General features: G+C 35.1%; 17 protein-coding genes. 8 read left to right on the top strand and 9 right to left on the bottom strand.

The window, feature by feature from the left end; all coding sequences use genetic code 11:
- The first annotated feature begins 65 nt into the window (after positions 1 to 65).
- Both N4T20_RS08375 and N4T20_RS08370 read left to right on the top strand, forming a co-directional pair.
- A complete protein-coding gene (locus N4T20_RS08375) occupies positions 66 to 602 on the top strand; it encodes an RNA methyltransferase (RefSeq protein ID WP_260672588.1) in 537 nt (178 codons plus the stop codon).
- A gap of 42 nt (positions 603 to 644) precedes the next feature.
- Positions 645 to 2,825 (top strand): T9SS type B sorting domain-containing protein, encoded by a 2,181-nt coding sequence (locus tag N4T20_RS08370; RefSeq protein WP_260672587.1) that lies wholly within the window; start codon positions 645 to 647, stop codon positions 2,823 to 2,825.
- Positions 2,826 to 2,905: 80 nt separating this feature from the next.
- Here N4T20_RS08370 and folK read toward each other — a convergent pair whose 3' ends face one another.
- Positions 2,906 to 4,039 (bottom strand): 2-amino-4-hydroxy-6-hydroxymethyldihydropteridine diphosphokinase, encoded by a 1,134-nt coding sequence (gene folK, locus N4T20_RS08365; protein WP_260672586.1) that lies wholly within the window; start codon positions 4,037 to 4,039, stop codon positions 2,906 to 2,908.
- Between the two features lie 138 nt (positions 4,040 to 4,177).
- Here folK and sppA point away from each other — a divergent pair, with 138 nt between their 5' ends.
- From sppA to N4T20_RS08350, 3 genes are all read left to right on the top strand, one after another.
- The gene (sppA, locus tag N4T20_RS08360) at positions 4,178 to 5,935 is read left to right on the top strand and encodes a signal peptide peptidase SppA (protein WP_260672585.1); all 1,758 of its coding nucleotides are present in this window, start codon (positions 4,178 to 4,180) and stop codon (positions 5,933 to 5,935) included.
- Between the two features lie 12 nt (positions 5,936 to 5,947).
- Entirely contained in the window at positions 5,948 to 6,895 is a 948-nt protein-coding gene (locus N4T20_RS08355) for an alpha/beta hydrolase family protein (protein WP_260672584.1), read from the top strand.
- A 175-nt stretch (positions 6,896 to 7,070) separates the two neighbouring features.
- The gene (locus N4T20_RS08350) at positions 7,071 to 9,674 is read left to right on the top strand and encodes an AsmA-like C-terminal region-containing protein (protein ID WP_260672583.1); all 2,604 of its coding nucleotides are present in this window, start codon (positions 7,071 to 7,073) and stop codon (positions 9,672 to 9,674) included.
- Positions 9,675 to 9,799: 125 nt separating this feature from the next.
- Here N4T20_RS08350 and N4T20_RS08345 read toward each other — a convergent pair whose 3' ends face one another.
- Complete coding sequence (locus N4T20_RS08345) at positions 9,800 to 10,882, bottom strand: glycosyltransferase family 9 protein (RefSeq protein WP_260672582.1); 1,083 nt, start codon at positions 10,880 to 10,882, stop codon at positions 9,800 to 9,802.
- A gap of 257 nt (positions 10,883 to 11,139) precedes the next feature.
- The gene (locus N4T20_RS08340) at positions 11,140 to 11,934 is read right to left on the bottom strand and encodes a DUF2797 domain-containing protein (RefSeq protein ID WP_260672581.1); all 795 of its coding nucleotides are present in this window, start codon (positions 11,932 to 11,934) and stop codon (positions 11,140 to 11,142) included.
- Positions 11,935 to 12,176: 242 nt separating this feature from the next.
- Here N4T20_RS08340 and N4T20_RS08335 point away from each other — a divergent pair, with 242 nt between their 5' ends.
- Positions 12,177 to 13,688, top strand: coding sequence for a GH3 auxin-responsive promoter family protein (locus tag N4T20_RS08335; RefSeq protein ID WP_260672580.1), 1,512 nt, complete (start codon positions 12,177 to 12,179; stop codon positions 13,686 to 13,688).
- Positions 13,689 to 13,709: 21 nt separating this feature from the next.
- A complete protein-coding gene (locus tag N4T20_RS08330; RefSeq protein WP_260672579.1) occupies positions 13,710 to 13,952 on the top strand; it encodes a redox-active disulfide protein 2 in 243 nt (80 codons plus the stop codon).
- Between the two features lie 576 nt (positions 13,953 to 14,528).
- Here the strand turns inward: N4T20_RS08330 and serB are convergent.
- From serB to N4T20_RS08300, 6 genes are all read right to left on the bottom strand, one after another.
- On the bottom strand, positions 14,529 to 15,758 hold the full coding sequence (serB, locus tag N4T20_RS08325; RefSeq protein ID WP_260672578.1) for a phosphoserine phosphatase SerB: 1,230 nt from the start codon (positions 15,756 to 15,758) through the stop codon (positions 14,529 to 14,531).
- A 156-nt stretch (positions 15,759 to 15,914) separates the two neighbouring features.
- Positions 15,915 to 16,352, bottom strand: a complete 438-nt coding sequence (locus N4T20_RS08320; protein ID WP_260672577.1) for a VOC family protein — start codon at positions 16,350 to 16,352, stop codon at positions 15,915 to 15,917.
- Positions 16,353 to 16,423: 71 nt separating this feature from the next.
- A complete protein-coding gene (locus tag N4T20_RS08315) occupies positions 16,424 to 16,861 on the bottom strand; it encodes an SRPBCC domain-containing protein (protein ID WP_260672576.1) in 438 nt (145 codons plus the stop codon).
- A gap of 1 nt (position 16,862) precedes the next feature.
- Complete coding sequence (locus N4T20_RS08310; protein WP_260672575.1) at positions 16,863 to 17,273, bottom strand: VOC family protein; 411 nt, start codon at positions 17,271 to 17,273, stop codon at positions 16,863 to 16,865.
- Between the two features lie 574 nt (positions 17,274 to 17,847).
- A complete protein-coding gene (locus tag N4T20_RS08305; RefSeq protein ID WP_260672574.1) occupies positions 17,848 to 18,252 on the bottom strand; it encodes an SRPBCC family protein in 405 nt (134 codons plus the stop codon).
- Between the two features lie 45 nt (positions 18,253 to 18,297).
- Positions 18,298 to 18,708: a VOC family protein gene (locus N4T20_RS08300; RefSeq protein WP_260672573.1), complete on the bottom strand. Its 411-nt coding sequence runs from the start codon at positions 18,706 to 18,708 to the stop codon at positions 18,298 to 18,300.
- 141 nt (positions 18,709 to 18,849) lie between these two features.
- On the opposite strand from N4T20_RS08300, the gene N4T20_RS08295 reads away from it, so the two are divergent.
- Complete coding sequence (locus N4T20_RS08295) at positions 18,850 to 19,815, top strand: GlxA family transcriptional regulator (RefSeq protein ID WP_260672572.1); 966 nt, start codon at positions 18,850 to 18,852, stop codon at positions 19,813 to 19,815.
- The last annotated feature ends 164 nt before the right edge of the window (positions 19,816 to 19,979 follow it).

The raw sequence follows: 19,979 nt of genomic DNA, 5'->3' as shown, positions 1-19,979 counted from the left end.
CATTTAAAATAATGAAAAAGCTTCCTTATCTTTGGAAGCTTTTTTTATGACTTGAATTTAAAACAATGAGAAAACTCGAAAACAGCGAACTAGACCGTAAATCAATTGAAGATTTTAAAAAATCGGAGAAAACCCCTTTAATATTAGTTTTAGACGATATTCGAAGTCTGCACAATATTGGTTCTGTTTTTAGAACAGCTGATGCGTTTTTGATTGAAAAAATCATTTTATGCGGCATTACCGCAACTCCTCCAAACAAAGAAATTCATAAAACCGCTCTTGGCGCTACCGAAACTGTTGCTTGGGAGCATCATGAGAATGTTTTGGAAGCCATTGAAAATTTGAAGAAGAAAAATGTGCTTACAATGGCTATTGAGCAAGTTGAAAGTTCGGTATTTCTTCAGGATTTCAAAATCGAAAAAGGCCAAAAATATGCTTTAGTTTTTGGCAACGAAGTTTATGGCGTGTCTCAGGAGGCTGTCGCAATATGTGATGGCTGCATTGAAATTCCTCAGCTTGGAACAAAGCACTCTCTAAATATTTCTGTAAGTGCCGGAATTGTGGTTTGGGATTTGTTTCAAAAAATAAATTGGCCTGAATAAAAATTTATTTTTTTATTGTTAATTAATTGATATTTTTAGCGAATGAAGAATATCAAATTAACACTCTTTTCTGTTTTATTTTCCGTTTTAAGTTTTAATTTTTCTAATTCAAATGAAAATACAAAAACTTTTAACAAAAAGAATGTACACTTCTCAAAACCTGGCACACATTCAAAAACACAACAAAAGAAAAGCAGTTTCGTAATTGATCCTCCAAAACTTATTGCACAGGGAGACCAATTTTACTGTCCACAGACATCAATTAACATTGTAACAGATTTTAGAATTGATCATGATCTTTCGGAAACAGGAACAGAAGCCATATATATTCAAATTTCTTCTGGTTATTCTAGCGGTCTTGACAAACTAGAACTTTCAAATCCCGCTGCACACTCAACTATTACTACAAATTGGGATGCAACAGCTGGCAAACTAACACTAACCAGTCCTACTGGAGCTGATGTTTTATATTCTGATTTTGTTGCTGCCATTAAAGACGTCGTCTTTACAAATTCTTCTGCAACAGCTTCTGGAATCAGGACATTTTCTATAACAATGGGCAAAGCTAATTACCTGCCTTCTACACAGCATTATTACGAATATGTTCCAAGCATCGGAATAACATGGACATCTGCGAAAGATGCAGCGGCAGCCCGCACCTATTATGGACTCCAAGGATATTTAGCCACAATATTATCTGCTGATGAAGCCAAATTAATTGGTGAGCAAGCTTCTGGAACGGGATGGATTGGAGGAAGCGATGCCGAAACTGAAGGCATTTGGAAATGGGTTACGGGTCCTGAATCTGGAACGGTTTTTTGGAACGGAAATGCAAATGGTTCGACACCGAATTATGCTTTTTGGAATACTGGCGAACCTAACCAGCAAGGCGATGAAGATTACGCCCACATCACTCAGCCGGGTTTTGGAATAAGAGGCTCTTGGAACGATTTATCAAATACAGGAGACAACAGTGGTAATTATCAGCCAAAGGGGTATGTGGTAGAATATGGAGGAATGCCAGGCGAACCTACTTTGCAAATTGCTGCCAGCACAAAAATTACTATTCCTGTAGCGACTCCTGCTATTGACCCAACCCCAGTTTGTGTCTCTGGAAGTTTCACTTTCAATGCAACTGCAACTGCCGGAGCAGCAATTAGATGGTTTGATGCCACTATTGGAGGAAATTTATTAGCAAATGGTCCAACTTATACAACGCCAACAATAAACACAACTACCACTTATTATGTTGATGCTGGCTGCGAATCTAACCGCAAATCTGTAAAAGCAACTGTATACGAAACTCCCGCAGTTCCTATTGCAGAACAAGAAACTTATACTAAATGCGGTTCGGGATCTTTAACGATTAAAGCAACTTCAAATATTGGAACTATAAACTGGTATGCTTCGGCAACCGACCAAACAATTATATCTCAAGGAACGACTTTTACAACCCCAACAATCTCTTCCAATACAACTTATTATGCCGAAGCATCAAATAATGGATGCACAAATCCGACCAGGACTCCTGTAAACATTGTAATTTATACCCCGCCAGCTGTTACAGACGAGACTTTGCCTTTATGCCAGTTCCAATCGATCATGTTAGATGCAGGAATTTCCGGAATGAGCTACTCATGGTCAAATGCCAATGAAACTTCCCAACAAATTACAGTTAGCAAAGGAGGCACATATACCGTTCTTGTTACAAGTCCCGAAGGCTGTCAAAGTACAAAAAAAATTACAGTAGAAGAACACAAGATTCCGCAGATTGCGCGCGTAGATGTTGAAGGAACAAGAGCTATTATTTATCCTGTAACAGCAGAAGACTATTTTGAGTATTCTGTTGATGGCGTTAATTATCAAGATTCAACTGTTTTTTACGATGTCCCAGGCGGATTGCAAACTGCTTATGCGCGAGAAAAAAGTGGATGCGGGGGAACTACTAAACAATTTGTAGTCCTTGTTTTTCCTCCATTCTTTACTCCCAACAATGATACCTACAACGATGTTTGGGAAGTAACAGGAATGGAAAACTATCCTCAGGCTGTCGTTACAATTTTTGATCGCTACGGAAAATTAATAGTACAATTAAGCCGTTTCAAAATGAGCTGGGATGGCACTTTAAATCAAGTTCCGCTTCCTGCATCTGATTATTGGTATGCTTTAAAAGTAGACGATTCAATGCCTGTTTTAAGAGGACATTTTACATTAAAAAGATAATCTCAATTAGAAAATGTGCCAATTAGATAATTTAAAAACAAGATGCTTAGATCTAATTGACACATTTTCTAATTATCTCATTAAACTAACTTTTTCTTAATTTCATTCAGAATATAAAGATAATCTTCGTGTTTTTTCACAAAATCACGGTCAGAAACATCAATAATTAAAACATTCAAATCGGTTTGGGATTTTATGTATTCCAAATAGCCAATATTGATTTTTTCTAAATATCCAGCTTCAATATTCTGTTCGTAAACACGTCCGCGTTTTTTGATATTATGAAGAAGACGATCCGTATTTTGATACAAATAAATGTACAAATCTGGTTTTGGCATTTCTTTGTAAATAATATCGAATAGATTTCTATACAAACGATATTCATCTTCTGCAAGCGTTATTTTTGCAAAAATCAGCGATTTAAAAATATGATAATCTGCAACTATAAAATCTTTAAACAAATCAAACTGCGCCAAATCATCGGCTAACTGCTGATACCGATCGGCTAGAAAAGACATTTCCAAAGGAAACGCATATCGGCTTTGATCTTTGTAAAACTTTGGCAGAAACGGATTGTCTGCAAATCTTTCTAAAACCATTTTCCCGTTAAAATCTTCTGCAATTTTATGTACAAGAGTCGTTTTTCCAGCCCCAATATTGCCTTCAAAAGCAACATAATTAAATTGGTTTAACGGAATTTCAACAATCGGACTTTTCAGATCCTGAACCACTGTACACACACTATCGTCTGGAGTGATGGCAATTAGCTCTGAAACCGTTTTCTGCAAAATAGGATGCTTCCAATTTAGCTTTAAATCCTGCATTGGCAATAAAACAAAATTCCTATTCTGCATTAGCGGATGCGGAACTTGTAGTTTTTCTGTATCAATTATTTCAGCATCAAAAGCAATCAAATCAATATCAATAATTCTAGATTGATATCCTTCTTGATTCAAACGGATTCTTCCTAGTTCTTTTTCGACTTTTAAAACCTGATTGAGTATTTTTTGCGCAGACGAATACGTATGCAAAAGAAGTGCGCAATTATAAAAAGCATCGCTCTCAAAGCCCCACGCAGGAGTTTCGTAAAGCTTTGAAACCTGAATGACAGTTCCCACATTTTGGTGTATTAAATCAATACATTTCTGAATGTTTTCTAGTCTGCTGCCTTGGTTGCTGCCTATCGATAAAACGACTTGATGCTGTAATTTCATAATTAATGCAAATTAACTAAAACTATTTTAGAATTAACCAATATATTTGTGAAACGACGCCTCAAATTCAATCATAAATTTAGAGTCCTTATTTGTAACATTTTGCCCTTTTTCGCTACTTATTAAAAAAATATACATATGAAGTTTTTAGGAAATGTAATTGCCACAGTAATTGGCATTTTTGTATTTATTATGCTCTTCTTTTTTGGAGTAATCTTTATTGGAGCCATTTTTGGCGGAGACGACAGCGTTTCTGTTAAATCTGATTCGGTTATTGAATTGAATTTAAAAGAAATTAAAAACGACTACGCTGGAAAATACAAAGACCCTTGGGTAACTGTCTTTTCAGACAAAAAAGGCATTGGTCTGACTGATGTCATCAACGCTATTGAAGCCGCAAAAACAGATGACAACATCAAAGGAATTTCAATCTTAAATGATGAGTCTTCTCTTGGTCTTGCTCAATATAAAGATTTGAGAAATGCGTTGGAAAGCTTTAAAAAATCTGGAAAATTTGTTTGGGCTTATGCCAACACTTATTCTCAAAAAGAATATTATTTAAATTCTGTTGCCAACACCGTTTATTTAAATCCTGCGGGAGATCTTGATTTTAAAGGTCTTTCTTCTGAAATTATGTTTTTCAAAGATTTTCAGGACAAATCAGGAATTCACATGGAAGTTATTCGTCACGGAAAATATAAAAGTGCCGTCGAACCTTTCTTGGAAAATAAAATGAGCGACGCCAATAGAGAACAGATTACTGCGCTTTTGAATTCTATTTGGGCGACTGTTTCTGCTGATATTGCAAAAAGCAGAAATATTCCGCTGCCTAAACTAAATGAAATTGCAAACGGACTTCTGGCAAGAACGCCTGAAATGGCCAAACAGCAGCATTTAGTAGACATCGTGGCTTACGAAGATGTTTATCATGATGCGATTAGAAAAGCGCTGAAAGTAGACAAAGACGAAGACTACAATAAAATTTCGATTGCAGATTATACTCAAAATAATATAACAACAGCTTTAGCCAATAGTGCAACAGATCAGATCGCCATTATTTATGCTCAAGGCGAAATTGGAAGCGGCGAAGGAGATGTAAATACTATTGGAGAAGGCTCTATGCGTCGTTCTTTGCAGGAAGCACGAAAAAATGATGACGTTAAAGCTATTGTTCTTAGAATCGACAGTCCAGGCGGAAGCGCACTGACTTCTGATTTAATTTGGAGAGAAATCGAAATTACCAAAAAAGTAAAACCGGTCGTGGTTTCTATGGGGAATTATGCTGCTTCTGGCGGTTATTATATTGCCTGCAACGCCAATAAAATATTTGCCGAAAACAATACCATTACAGGATCTATTGGAGTTTTCGGAATGCTGCCAAACTTTAGTCCATTGGCCAACAAATTAGGAATCAATTCTGAGCAGGTTAAAACGCATGAGAATGCTGCAAACTACAGTCCGTTTTTACCAGTCGATGACAAATTTAAAGCCTTTACTTTAGAAGGCGTTGAAAAAATCTACAATACTTTCGTGACCCATGTTGCCGAAGGCCGTAAAATGACTTTTGCACAGGTTGATTCGATTGCTCAAGGTAGAGTTTGGTCTGGAACTGAGGCTTTAAAAATTGGTTTGGTTGATAAAATTGGCGGATTGAATGATGCGATTGCTGAAGCTGCCAAAATAGCTAAAGTAAAAAAATACAGCACTCAGAATTATCCTGAATACGAAAAAACCTTAAATGATCTGTTGGGCAATCTTCCTTTTGCAAGATCGAAAGAAGCTTTTATAAAAGAAGAAATCGGGGAAGAAAATTATCTTCTTCTTGAACAGGTTAAGAAATTCCAGAAACAAAAAGGAGTGCAAGCCATGTTGCCTTACGGAATCAATATTTATTAATTGAATTAAAAGATGAATAAAGCAATTCTTTTTTTAACGGTTTTGTTTTGGAGTTTTTTAAACGCCCAGAACAAAAAGGAAATCACCTTTAAGGAAACGCCAGCAATCTTAAAAATAAATAACGATCAGATTTTTGGGACGCTGACAACGCCAGATTTGACCAAAAAATTTCCAGTTGCGTTAATCATTGCGGGTTCTGGCCCAACGGACAGAAACGGAAATAATCCGATGATGAAAAATAATTCGTTGAAAATGCTGGCAGAAGCTTTAGCAAAGAATGGAATTGCATCTTTGCGTTACGATAAAAGAGCTATCGGCGAAAGCAAAGCGGCCGGAGGATCTGAAAGCAGTCTGGTGTTTGAAAATTATATTCAAGACGCAAAAAGCTGGATTAATTATTTAAAACAGGACAAACGCTTTTCTAAAATAATTATAATTGGCCATAGCGAAGGTTCTCTGATTGGAATGGCTGCCAGCGCAAAAGCAGATAAATTTGTTTCTATCGCGGGTGCAGGCGAACCAGCAGATCAAATACTAAAAACGCAGATTGGCGCAAAATCAATGAAACAGCTTAGCGATATGACTTTTCCGATTATCGACAGTTTAAAAAACGGATTTGAAGTAAAAAAAGTTGATCCAATGCTGAATTCTCTTTTCAGACCAAGCATACAGCCTTATCTGATTTCTTGGTTCAAATATAATCCGCAGACCGAAATACAAAAGCTTACTATTCCTATTTTAATATTGCAGGGAAATAATGACATCCAGATTGCTGTAAAAGATGCCGAAAATTTAAAACAAGCCAACAAAAATGCTGATTTACAGATTATTGACAAAATGAATCATATTATGAAAATCGTCGATGGCAGCCAAGAAGCAAATTTGGCCAGTTACAATAACGAAACACTTCCTATTTCTGAGGCCTTGGTTGAGAAAATCGTCTCTTTTATTGAGAAATAATAAAATAAATACCCTAAAAAATCCGTTTTGAAAATAGTTCTCAACGGATTTTTTTTATTTATACATTTTAATAAAATTCCTACATAATTAAGAAAACTTTATCTTCAAACTCTAGTAAAAAAAACTATTTTTGCAGGAGTCGATTTTAACACGTTAAACCCTCAAATCTATTTATATGCTAAAAAAAGTTTTAAAAATAAGTGCCATAATTCTTGTGGTATTTGTTGCTGCATTATTTGCCATTCCATTTTTATTTAAAGACCAAATCAAGTCTAAAATCGTCGAAGCTATCAACGAAAGTGTTGATGCGAAAGTAAGTTTTACAGATGCTGATTTAAGTTTATTTAAGAATTTTCCAAACGCAACAGTTGGAATCGAGAAATTAGTTATCATCAACAAAGCTCCTTTTGAAGGCGACACTTTGGTTTCGTTAGGAGAATTGAATTTAAAAATGAGCATTAAAGAACTTTTCAAAGGAAAAGAAGAACCTTTAAGCATTCAGGGAATTAGTTCGACAAACGGATTAGTAAACATCATTTTCAATAAAGATGGTGTCGGAAACTTCGATATCGCTTTGAAAGACAAAAAAGAAGACAAGAAAGACGAAGCAAGCAAACCGCTTGCATTGAAAATCCAAAACTATAAAATTGAGAATTTTACTTTTAGATACATCGATCAAGGTTCTAAAATTAAAATGGTAATTGACAGTTTAAACCACGAAGGAACTGGAGATTTCACCAATTCAAAATTAGATTTGGCTACAAAATCTACTGCAAAAGTTTCATTGGACATGGATAAAATAAATTACATGAAAAATGTGAAACTAACTCTTGACGCTGTTCTTGGAATCGATTTAGAGAAAAGCAAATATACTTTCAAAGAAAACAAAGCTTTAATCAATCAATTGCCATTAGAATTTGACGGATTCATTCAAATGGCTGAGAAAGCTCAGATATACGATTTAAAATTTAAAACCCCTACTTCATCTTTCACCAATTTCTTAGGCTTAATTCCTTCTGCTTATGCTGCGGGCTTAGACGGCGTAAAAACAACTGGAGATTTTACAGTAAATGGTTTTGCAAAAGGAGAACTGACAGACACAACGGTTCCTAAGTTTAATATTGAAATTGCGTCTAACAATGCTTCGTTCCAATATCCGAACTTGCCAAAATCGGTTCAAAATATTGTAATTGACACGAAAATCATCAACGAAACTGGTATCTTAAACGATACTTATGTGAATTTAGACAAACTATCTTTTAGAATTGATCAGGACGTTTTTAACGCTAAAGCGAATATCAAAAACATTACTGTAAATCCTATTATCGATGCGGCTTTAAAAGGAACAATCAACTTAGCGAATCTTTCAAAAGCGTATCCTATTAAAATGGATAAACCTCTTGCAGGTATTTTAAAAGCAGATGTTACAACTAATTTTGATATGGCTTCTGTAGAAAAAAGCCAATACCAAAATATCAAAAATGCTGGTACAATGAGTTTGTCAGGATTTAAATATACTGACGAAAACAATAAATCGATGAACATCAGCACAGCGATGGTTGAATTCAATCCAAGCAAAATCAACTTAAAACAGTTTGATGCAACGACTGGAAAAAGTGACATCAGCATTAACGGAGTTTTAGAGAATTTCTATGGTTTTATGTTTAAAAAACAAGAGCTGAAAGGAAACTTCAATATGAGTTCGAACCAATTGGCTGTTGATGATTTCATGACTGCTGGCGAACCTGCAAAAGAGGAAACCAAAACTCCGGCGAAACCAGCTGATGCAATGAAGATTCCTGCTTTCTTAAACTGTACATTAAACGCAAAAGCAACCACGGTTTTATACGACAATCTGAAATTAAAAGATGTTTCTGGAAGATTGCTTATTAAGGATGAAAAAGCCACTCTTGAAAATTTTAAAACAAATATTTTCGGAGGATCTATTGGACTTAACGGAGCTGTTTCGACAAAAGAAAAAGTGCCAACTTTTGATATGAACTTAGGCTTTAATCAAGTTGATATTGCACAGACTTTCACGCAATTGGACATGATGAAAAAAATTGCGCCAATTGCTGGAATCATTAATGGAAAATTAAACTCTACCATTAAATTGAACGGTAATTTGGATGCAAAAGAGCTGACGCCAGATCTAAAATCGATTTCAGGAGATTTAATCGGCCAATTGCTGTCTACTACAGTAAATTCAAAAAATTCTACTTTGCTTACAGCATTAAGCTCAAATGTAAAATTTATTGATTTAAATAAAGTAAACCTAAATGATATCAAAGCGGCATTGACTTTTGACAACGGAAAAGTAAATGTTAAACCTTTTGATATTAAATACCAAGATATTAAAGTAACTGTTGGAGGAACCCATGGCTTTGATCAGACCATGAATTACAATCTAAAATTTGATGTTCCTGCTAAATATTTAGGAACGGAAGCCAACAACTTAATTGCAAAAATGTCTCCTGCCGATGCTGCCAAACTGGATAATATTCCAATTAATGCTTCTTTGACGGGCAACTTTTCAAATCCTAAAGTTAGCACAGATATGAAAGCCGCTGTGAGCAATTTAACAACACAGCTAGTAAACCAACAGAAGGAAAAACTGACTCAAAAAGGAACTTCTGCACTGACTGATTTGATAAATAAAAACACTAAAGCAAAGGATACGACTCAGGCTGCTAAAACTGAAAAAGAGCAAAAAACGCAAGAAGTAACCAAAAAGGCAAGTGATTTATTGAACGGATTATTTAAGAAAAAGAATCCTTAATTAAAGGTACTAAGATGCTAAGCTACTAAGGCACTGAGTTTCTCTAAAACTTAAAACCTTAGTAGCTTAGTAGCTTAGTAGCTTAAACAAAAAAACCTGTTCAAATGAACAGGTTTTTTTTGTTTCTATATTGCTTTTGACAAACTGCTTAATCTGCCATTATTCAAAATTGAGTTTATCGTTTTTATGTATTGTTTTTTCGTGTACAGATTGACGTCTATGCCGATGCTGCAATTATCATAAGGCTCATATTTTTTCAAATTGGAAACAGAAAATAATCCAATAGTTGGCGTATGCACCGCGCTTGACAAATGCATAATGCCGCTATCGGCACCAATAAAAAGCTCTGCATTTGCAATAACCGATCCTATCTCGCGAATATCTTTACTATAAAATGTTGGTGCTTTAAACCCAATTTGAGATACATTTTCTACAGGCAGAATTTCAATAATGTTATAATCTTTATACTCCGCAGTAAGCTGAGAATAAAATTTTTCCCACCACTCTTCTGAAAGACATTTCGCCCCTGTTGCGTAAGTAAAAATGCAAATCGTTTTTTTATCGTTATTTGTCAGTTCTTTTAGTATTTTTCTGCCTTCAGTAATTTCAGAAGCCGATAATTTGAGTTCTAAGGGAGCAATTATTTTATTGCTGTTTGTTGGCAATCTAAGTTTTGACAAATAATTTCGGAAATTATAAACAGGGTATTTTGCAATGTGGTCAAAGCCTTTTTGTAGTTCTGTCTGCTCCTCGGCAGAATCGCCAAAAAACTTGTATTTTGCATTTGAAAATTGGACTGCTAATCGTCCTGAAGAGGAGTTTTGATCGACATTGATTGCCAAATCATAGTTTGTTCTTTTTAATGAGATCCAAACCTTTGAATATTCTACCAAACTCTTAAAAGGTTTTTTAGGCAAATGGATTATTTTGTCGACAGCATCGTATTTTTCAAAAATAATTGGGGCCAATGTGCCTTTAACAAATAAATCGATTTTACAATTTGGAAACATCTCGGAGACTTCCTGAACAAGTGGCGTTATCAGTAAAAGATTGCCTAACCTTCCATTTGGCCTACAGATAAGAACTTTTTTAATTTCGTTCCTATCGACCAAAATAAAATCGTCCTGCATCTTTGCTTTTCCAACATTCTTTGTCAGGTTCCGCATTATGCTTCGTCTGTGTACATTTATTTTGCTTAAAACACTCATTTATGGAATAATTTATGATTTATAAATCTCAAACTTAATTTTAGAAAATTAGCGTCAAGAGACATTCTCAAATCTAATTTCTTTTGTCTTCTAAAAATAAATTCTTCCAATAAGCATTTGTTACAAAATTGTAACGAAATGTATCAATATTTACATCTTTCTGTCTTTGGAATTGATATAAATTTACAATAAATTATCACGTAATCAACAAACTAATAGACACTTAACTAAAAAACATCGACGGTTTCCCAATAAATCTAGACGTCTATTGTGACTACATAACCTTCGGAACCGCGAACATTAAAGACTGTTCCATTTTCAAATAACAGATACTGCCCTTTAATTCCAGTTAATTTTCCGCTGAAAGAAGGGGTTTTGTCTAAGTTTAAGCTGTTCACTTTTGCAGGATAGCTCAAAACGGGATATTGAAGTTCGTAAACATCATTTTTTTGAGCATAAAAATAGTCTTTGACTTCTTCCGGAATCAAACTTTCTATTTTGGCTTTTTCAGCAATCAAATCAAAAGACTCAACCGAATTCTGGAGCATTTTTCTCCAATTTGTCTTGTCTGTATAATGATCTTTTAACGCCACCTCTGTTATTCCTGCCAGATATCGGTTGGGAACCTCGACAACGGCAATAGCTTGCGAAGCGCCCTGATCGATCCAACGGGTTGGAACCTGAGATTTGCGCGTTACACCAACTTTTATTTCACACGCCGAAGCCAAATAAACAATATGCGGCTGCAATTGCGCTTTTGATTCATATTCTAAATCTCTGTCTGCAATTCCTAAATGTGCCGTGCTCAATTCAGGCCTCATAATCCAATCTCCAACAGCTGGGCTCGAATAAAAGCATTCGTAACAAAAACCTTGTCGGTATATTTTTTTCTTTTTACCGCAGTTCAAGCATTGGCAGCCCACAAAATTGATTTCAATTTCTTTATCTAATAATTGGTTAACGTTGAGAAAACTATCTTCAAAAACCAAATAATATTGAATTGGACTTCCAAGTTCGGTTTGCATTTTTGTCAGTACACCTTGATATTGCATTCGTATTTTTATTTATAATTGCTGATTTAGACCTATCAAAAAATTTCATTTTTTTTTGTGTTAAAATTCGACTTATTAGGTAGAATCTTTACCACAAAGCGAATTGTTTTTTACAAAAAAATACTATTTTTGATATGAAGACAAAGTTACTATTTGTCTCTCGATATTCAAATTTTAAGTTTTTTGTTTTACACAGAAAGTATAATTCAAAACTTAAAACCAGTTAACTTAAACTCAGATTCATGCCTTTATCTATTATCAATTCGTTTGCATCTTGGGTCCTAAAACAAAGGATTCATCAAATAGAGCTTTTTTTAAAATATCCTAATGAAGTTCAGGAAGAATTATTGCACAACTTATTGACGGCGTCTGAAAATACGATTATTGGAAAAAAATACGACTTCTCGAGCATTAACTCTTATCAGACTTTTGCAGAAAGGGTCCCGATTGCAACTTACGAAGAACTACAGCCGCTTATCGAACGTACGCGTCTGGGTGAACAAAACGTTTTTTGGGAAACACCAATCAAATGGTTTGCCAAATCAAGCGGGACTACAAATGCTAAAAGCAAATTTATACCGGTAAGCAACGAAGCGCTGGAAGACTGTCATTATAAAGGAAGTAAAGATCTTTTGTGCCTTTATTTGAATAATAATGAAGATTCAGAATTGTTTTTAGGAAAAAGCCTTCGCTTAGGTGGAAGTTCTCAAATCTATGAAAACAATAATACTTTCTTTGGCGATTTATCGGCAATTTTGATTGAAAATATGCCAATTTGGGCTGAGTTTAGCAGTACGCCAAGCAGCAAAACATCGCTGATGAGCGAATGGGAAACGAAAATCGCTGCGATTATCAACGAAACCAAAAATGAGAACGTAACCAGTTTTGCTGGAGTTCCTTCTTGGATGCTCGTTTTGATGAATAAAGTTCTAGAAAATACTGGAAAACAAAGCTTATTGGAACTTTGGCCTAATCTTGAAGTGTATTTTCATGGAGGCGTAAGTTTTTCTCCGTACAGAGAGCAATACAAAAAACTATTGCCAAGCAAGGATTTTAGATACTACGAAATATACAATGCTTCTGAAGGCTTTTTTGCGATTCAGGATTTGAATAATTCAAGTGATTTGCTATTGATGCTGGATTATGGAATTTTCTATGAATTTATTCCGATGGATACCTTTGGCACTCCAAATCAAAAAGTGGTTCGCCTGGCAGATGTAGAACTGCATAAAAACTATGCGATTGTTATTACTACAAATTCTGGTTTATGGCGCTATTTAATTGGTGATACTGTACGTTTTACTTCTTTAAATCCGTACAGAATTAGAGTTACCGGAAGAACAAAGCACCACATTAATGTTTTTGGCGAAGAATTAATGGTCGAAAATACCGATCAGGCCATTGCAAAAGCGTGTCAGGTTACACAAACCGAAGTTATTGACTATACGGTTGCTCCTATTTTTATGCAGGACAAAGAAAAGGGCGCACACGAATGGATGATCGAATTCAAGAAACATCCTGCCGACGTGGGGCTTTTCCAAAAAGTTCTAGATGAGACTTTACAAACCTTAAATTCGGACTACGAAGCAAAACGCTACAACAATATGACATTAAATCCTTTAGTGGTAAATGTTGCCCGCGAAAATCTTTTTTATGACTGGCTAAAAGAAAGAGACAAATTGGGTGGACAGCATAAGATTCCGAGACTTTCAAATCAGAGAGATTATTTGGAGCAATTGAAGGAAATGTGTTAAACCAATTTTATTTAATAGAAAATGAAAAATACAAAGTTCAGCGAAATGAGCACTGATGAACTGATTAAAAATCAGAAAACACTAAAGACCGTGAATACGATTTTCTGCGTCGTCCTGTTTATGCTGTTCATTCTAAATGTATTCATTGTCCTCATGAAAGGTTTTAGCGCCATGAATATCATTCCTGTTGCCTTATTGCCTATTCTTTTCCTAAATCTGAAAAATTTAAAGGAAATGAAGAAAGAATTGGAATCGAGAGAATAAATAGAAAAGCATTTTCTTTATTTATCAAATTATCATCCCGAAACTTTTCAAAAAACCTTTTTTGAATTACCACTGACTTTAGTTAGCGGTCAAAAAAAGCATATGCTATTGGCTTTAGCCAGATATTCGATTGCTACTAAATTTGGCTAAAGCCTGTCAGCACTTCACCCTCTATTCCTCCAGCTAAAGCTGGAGGCAATTTATATAGTTATTTTAAAAACATTTCCCTTCATTAATATTGCTAATTCCACTAAACCCGCATGAGGGAAAGAAGTGGAAATCCTTTTGTGTCTCGTTTCTTTAACGGGACACAAAAGATTACTTCGTCAGTTCGCTATCGCTCGTGTGTAACGGATAGCCCGACCCGCCTTTTCTGGCAGGGTATGCCCATATAAAAAACCTCAGCCTTTTATTGCAAAGACTGAGGTTTGTTTTTATTTTGATTGTCGAGTTCCTTGCGGAGATCTCTCGTTATGACAAAAGAATGAATGAATTTACTTTGTCAGGCTGAACGAAGTCGAAGCTCTTTTTACATGAAAGCCCTTCCATTTCGCTCAGGGTGACAAACATTGCAAATTACATCATATCGATATATCTGTCGTGATATCCTAATAAGTACAAAACACCATCAAGACCTAAACTTGATATTGAGGTTGAAGCACTTTCTTTTACTTTTGGTTTGGCGTGAAAAGCAATTCCAAGACCAGCTAAGTTTAGCATAGGCAAGTCGTTGGCTCCGTCACCCACCGCGATTGTTTGGTTGATGTGAATTCCTTCTTTTTCGGCGATTGCTTTTAGATATTCAGCTTTTTTCTGTCCGTCTACAATATCGCCTAGATATTTACCTGTCAGTTTACCATCTTTTATTTCTAATTGATTGGCGTGAACGTAATCTATTCCTAATTCTTTTTGAAGGTATTCGCCAAAATAAGTAAAACCTCCTGAAAGGATTGCGGTTTTATAGCCATAATATTTTAAGGCTTTCATCAATCGATGTGCCCCTTGTGTTATTGGCAGATTAACGGCAACGTTTTGCAAAACTTCTTCGCTCAAACCTTCTAAAAGAGCCATACGTTTTTTGAAGCTTTCGTTGAAATCAATTTCACCATTCATAGCCGATTCTGTTATGGCACGAACTTGATCTCCCACTCCATTCAATTCTGCCAGCTCATCAATCACTTCAGTCTGAATTAAAGTTGAATCCATATCGAAACAAACCAAACGGCGGTTTCTTCTGTAAATATTATCTTCTTGGAAAGAGATATCAACATTAAGCGTTCTGGATATTTCCATAAAACTTGCCGTCATGATGATCTTGTTTACAATTTCGCCCGTTACAGACAATTGAATGCAAGAACGCGGATATTCTTCTTTTTCCACAACAGAAGTTCTTCCTGTTAAGCGGATGATGGAGTCGATATTTAAATTTTGATCTGACAATATTTGAGTCACGGCAGACAATTGCGATGCTGCCAGTTTTTCTCCCAAAATATTGATGATATAGCGCTGTTTTGATTGTGATTTTACCCACTGCTCATAATCTTCGATAGAAATTGGAATAAATTTTACTTTGATTTCCAATTCATATGCCTTGAACAAAAGATCTTTTAAAACTGGTGCAGACGAAGACCCTGCTGCAATTTCGAACAAAATTCCTAAAGAAAGCGTATCATGAATATCAGCCTGTCCAATATCTAAAATATTGGCATCATATGTTGCCAATACAGCTGTTAAACCTGCTGTAACTCCAATTTTATCGTGTCCAGAAACTTTTAATAAAATTATTTCTTTGTCTTCTGCTGCCATTTTTCTTTCTTGATTTTGAAGCGACAAAAATCGGCAATCTCTCGTTGATAAAAAAGAATAATCTTTGTTTTTTTGAAAAGAAAAAGCACATTTTCATGTGCTTTTTTGAGTAATTTAACAATTATGCTCCGCTATTAAAATAACGTAACTTTTATGTTATTTCATTCCTTCGTTTTTGTCAAAACTCACCATCCAATTAATGCCGAATTTGTCTTTAAACATTCCAAAGTAAGATCCCCAGAAAGTGTCATTCATAGGCATTTCTACTTTTCCTCCAGCCGAAAGTCCGTTAAAGATTTTATCTGCCTCTTCTCTGCTTTCTGCATTAATAGAAACAGAAAAGTTATCGCCAACACTGACATCTCCGTATCTTGGATGCGTGTCGCTTCCCATCAAAATACTATTTCCAATTGGAAGCGATACGTGCATAATTCGATTTAAAGCTTCTTCAGAAAGCACTTCGCCTTCTTCTGCCGGAGCATCTTTAAATTTTCCGATATACGGAAAATCTCCGCCAAAAACTGATTTATAAAACAGAAATGCTGCTTCGCAAGTTCCGTTAAACATTAAATATGGGTTTACTGCTGTTGCCATGATATTTTTTTTTAAAATTGTTAATTATTCTTTTTCTCTATTATCATTCTTCAATCCTTTTTCTTCTAGCACTACTTCTCGGACAGTTCTTTAATTAATTTCACCGCTTTTGGAAAGGCATCTTTGAAATAATCAATATGTTTTTCGATTACATCTACCTCAACATGAAGATCTACGGTATCTCCTTTTTGAGTAAGCTTATAAGTTTCCATTGCACCGCTCCATTTTTCTGTCTCTTCATTTGGCGGAACTTCTTTAAAATCTTTGATTTCGCCAAGATGCTTAAAAGCCATATACTCATTCGGAATTTTAGTCTCTATAAGGCTATTCATTCCTGCACCTCCAGGGCCTAAAAAATAAATTTTGTCGCCTTCGTTCCAATTCGATTCGGCGTAGCTTCCTTCCGCAAAAACGTTTGTCCACTTTCTGTACGTTTCATCGTCCCATAAGACTTTCCAAATTTTTTCTTTAGAAGCCTTTATTTCAGTATTAAACACTAATTTTTCCATCTTAATCTGGTAATTTGCTAAAATCCATAAATAAAACATTCCAACGATGACCATCCAAATCGGTAAAGCCGCAGCCATACATCCAACCTTGGCTTTCCGCAGGGGGAGCAAAAACATTTCCACCAGCTTCTTTGACTTTTTCAGCTAATTCATCTACTTCTTCTCTGCTTTCTGCGTCAATCGAAATCAAGACTTCCGAACTTGATTTCGTATCAGTAATACTGTTTTTAGAAAAACTTGAAAAAAGCATTTCTTCAAAAAGCATTATCACAAAATGTCCTTCACCTACAACCATGCACGTCGAACTTGGCGTATCATGCTGTTCATTAAACGAAAAACCAATTTTCCAGAAAAAATCTTTCGCTTTTGCCACATCCTTTACAGGAAGATTCAACCATATTTGTTTTGTCATTTTTTGTTTTTTTTGTTGGGTTAGATATTTCTTTTAAACCATATCAGTAATGTAAGCTAATTTAAGTGTGTAATCTTTGAACCTTTGTCTCTCTAAGCCTTTGAAACTAAAAATTAGACCTTTTTAAACCATATAAGTAATATAAGCCAATTTAAGCGTGCAATCTTTAAACCTTTGTCTCTCTGAGCCTTTGAAACTAGAAATTAGACCTTTTTAAACCATATAAGTAATGTAAGCTAATTTAAGTGTGTAATCTTTGAACCTTTGTCTCTCTGAGCCTTTGAAACTAAAAATCAGACCTTTTAAACCATATAAGTAATATAAGTCAATTAAGTTTGCATTCTTTAAACCTTTGTCTCTCTGAGCCTTCGAACCTAAAAAACCATATAAGTAATATAAGCCAATTTAAGCGTGCAATCTTTGAACCTTTGTCACTCTGAGCCTTTGAACCTAAAAAACCATATAAGTAATATAAGCCAATTTAAGCGTGCAATCTTTGAACCTTTGTCACTCTGAGCCTTTGAACCTTTTGTTGCTTTGAACCTTTGTCTCTCTGAGCCTTTGAAACTAAAAACTAATTAGCCTCAACGTAACTTTTAAAATTGTCCAAAATGGCCTGCCAGCCTGCGCGCTGCATTTCTTCTGGATTTTGAGTTTCTGGATCGAAACTTTCAATTATTTCAACACCATCTGCCGTTTCTGTAAAAGTAATTTCAACTTTTCTTCCGTCGCCCATAACATATGAAAGTGCTTGGTTTGGTTTTACTAACGTAAATTCTCCCCCAAAGTCAAAACTCATGCTTCCGTCTTTTGCTGCCATAGTCGATTTGAATTTTCCCCCTTCTCTCAAATCGGTTTCTGCGTAAGGCGTATGCCAATCAGGAGAAGCAAAGCTCCATTTTGTAATATGTTCTGGAGTATTCCAAAAATTCCAAACTTTGTCAAGAGATGCATTCACGGTGTTTTTAATTGTTATCATTTTTATAGTTTTTAATAATTTATTTTTATTTGATTTGTTCTTTTATTACATATTGTCTGGAATCTGACTTTCATCCATAAAGAAAACTTCCCAATGATGCCCGTCCACATCTAAAAAAGTTCTTTGATACATCCAGCCATAATCTTGCGATTGCTGGTAATCTGTTCCTCCAGCTTTAACAGCCTTCTCCATCATTTCATCTACTTGTTCTCGCGTTTCTACAGAAAGCGCCATAAGGGCTTCACTAGTTGTTGTAGAATCGCAAATTTGCTTCTTAGTAAATGTCTGATAAAACTCTTTTATCAAAAGCATCAAGAAGATGCTTTCGCTTATAACGATACAAGCTCCTTTGTCATTAGTAAATTTTGGATTGGTAGGAAAACCAAGTTCGTTAAAAAAAGATATTGCGCGATTTAAATCTTTTACAGCAAGATTTAAGAAGATTTTTGTTTTCATCTTGATAAAATTACGAATTAATTAAAACAAATTTAATTTTTTAAGATTACTTAAAAATGCTAATAAAAGTCATTTTTAGGGGCATTTAAGACATTTTGATTATTTTTGTAGGATATTGAAATTCCAAAAAACCACAATATCATGAGCAAGAAACTAGGATTAATCGTACCTCACGACTATAAGTTATTAAGTATCGCGGCGATATTAGAAGTATTCGAAACCACAAATAAACTTACTCCTGGAGACGAGAAACCATTTGAAATTATAATTTTTCAATCGAAAGAGCAAAGCGATCAAGGTATTTTTTTTGGTTATAAAAGCAATGCAATTGAAACTTCTGATAGCATTCTAGACTTAATTTTGATTCCCGCTTTTACTACCGACAATATGAGCGAGATGATTAAAAAAAATAAAAGTTTTATTCCGTGGCTGCAAAAACAGCATAAGGCAGGAGCCGAATTAGCGAGTTTTTGCACTGGAGCTTTTTTGTTTGCAGCATCAGGTTTATTGAATGAAAAATTGGCTACAACACACGTTGACGCCTGCAGTGCTTTTACAAAAGCTTTTCCGATGGTAAAATTAAAACCCGACGAAACCCTAACAGCCGATGGCAGTTTATACACCAGCGGAGGATCGACCTCAACTTTTCATTTATTGATTCTTTTGGTTCAGAAATTCTGCGGCAACGAGATGGCCGTCAATATCGCTAAAATATTTTCGATCGATTTAAACCGATACAAGCAAAGCTACTTCAGCACCTTTAGACCCAACCACTTGCACAATGATTCTCTTGTCGCTATGCTGCAGCAAAAAATCGAAAGCCAGTACCATTCTATCGAAAAACTGGAAGAAATTACAAAAGATATTCCAACCAGTGCCAGAAACATGACACGCCGTTTTAAACAAGTGACGGGAATTCCTCCAATTGAATATTTACAGAATATCAGAGTAGAAAGCTCAAAGAAATACTTAGAGCAAACGCAACTTTCGATTTCTGAAATTATTGAAAAAACAGGCTATAACGACCCTAAAGCGTTTAGAAAAGTATTTTATAAAATGGTTGGCATGAAACCTATTGAATATCGAGAGAAGTTTAGAGTTCAATAATTCTTATCATATAGACGCACTGCTGTGCGTCTAACAATTAATTTAAAAATAATCCGAAACTTTAATACAGATGCACTGCAATTCATCTCTACAATAAAAAAATTCAAAAATCCGTTTCGATCAGAGCCAAAATAGAAGTTTAGTTTCCGTAAAATCGAACGAAA

Source organism: Flavobacterium sp. TR2 (assembly GCF_025252405.1).
Lineage (GTDB): Bacteria > Bacteroidota > Bacteroidia > Flavobacteriales > Flavobacteriaceae > Flavobacterium.
Note: the sequence above shows the minus strand (reverse complement) of the source record. Positions and strands in the feature narration are given on the sequence as shown.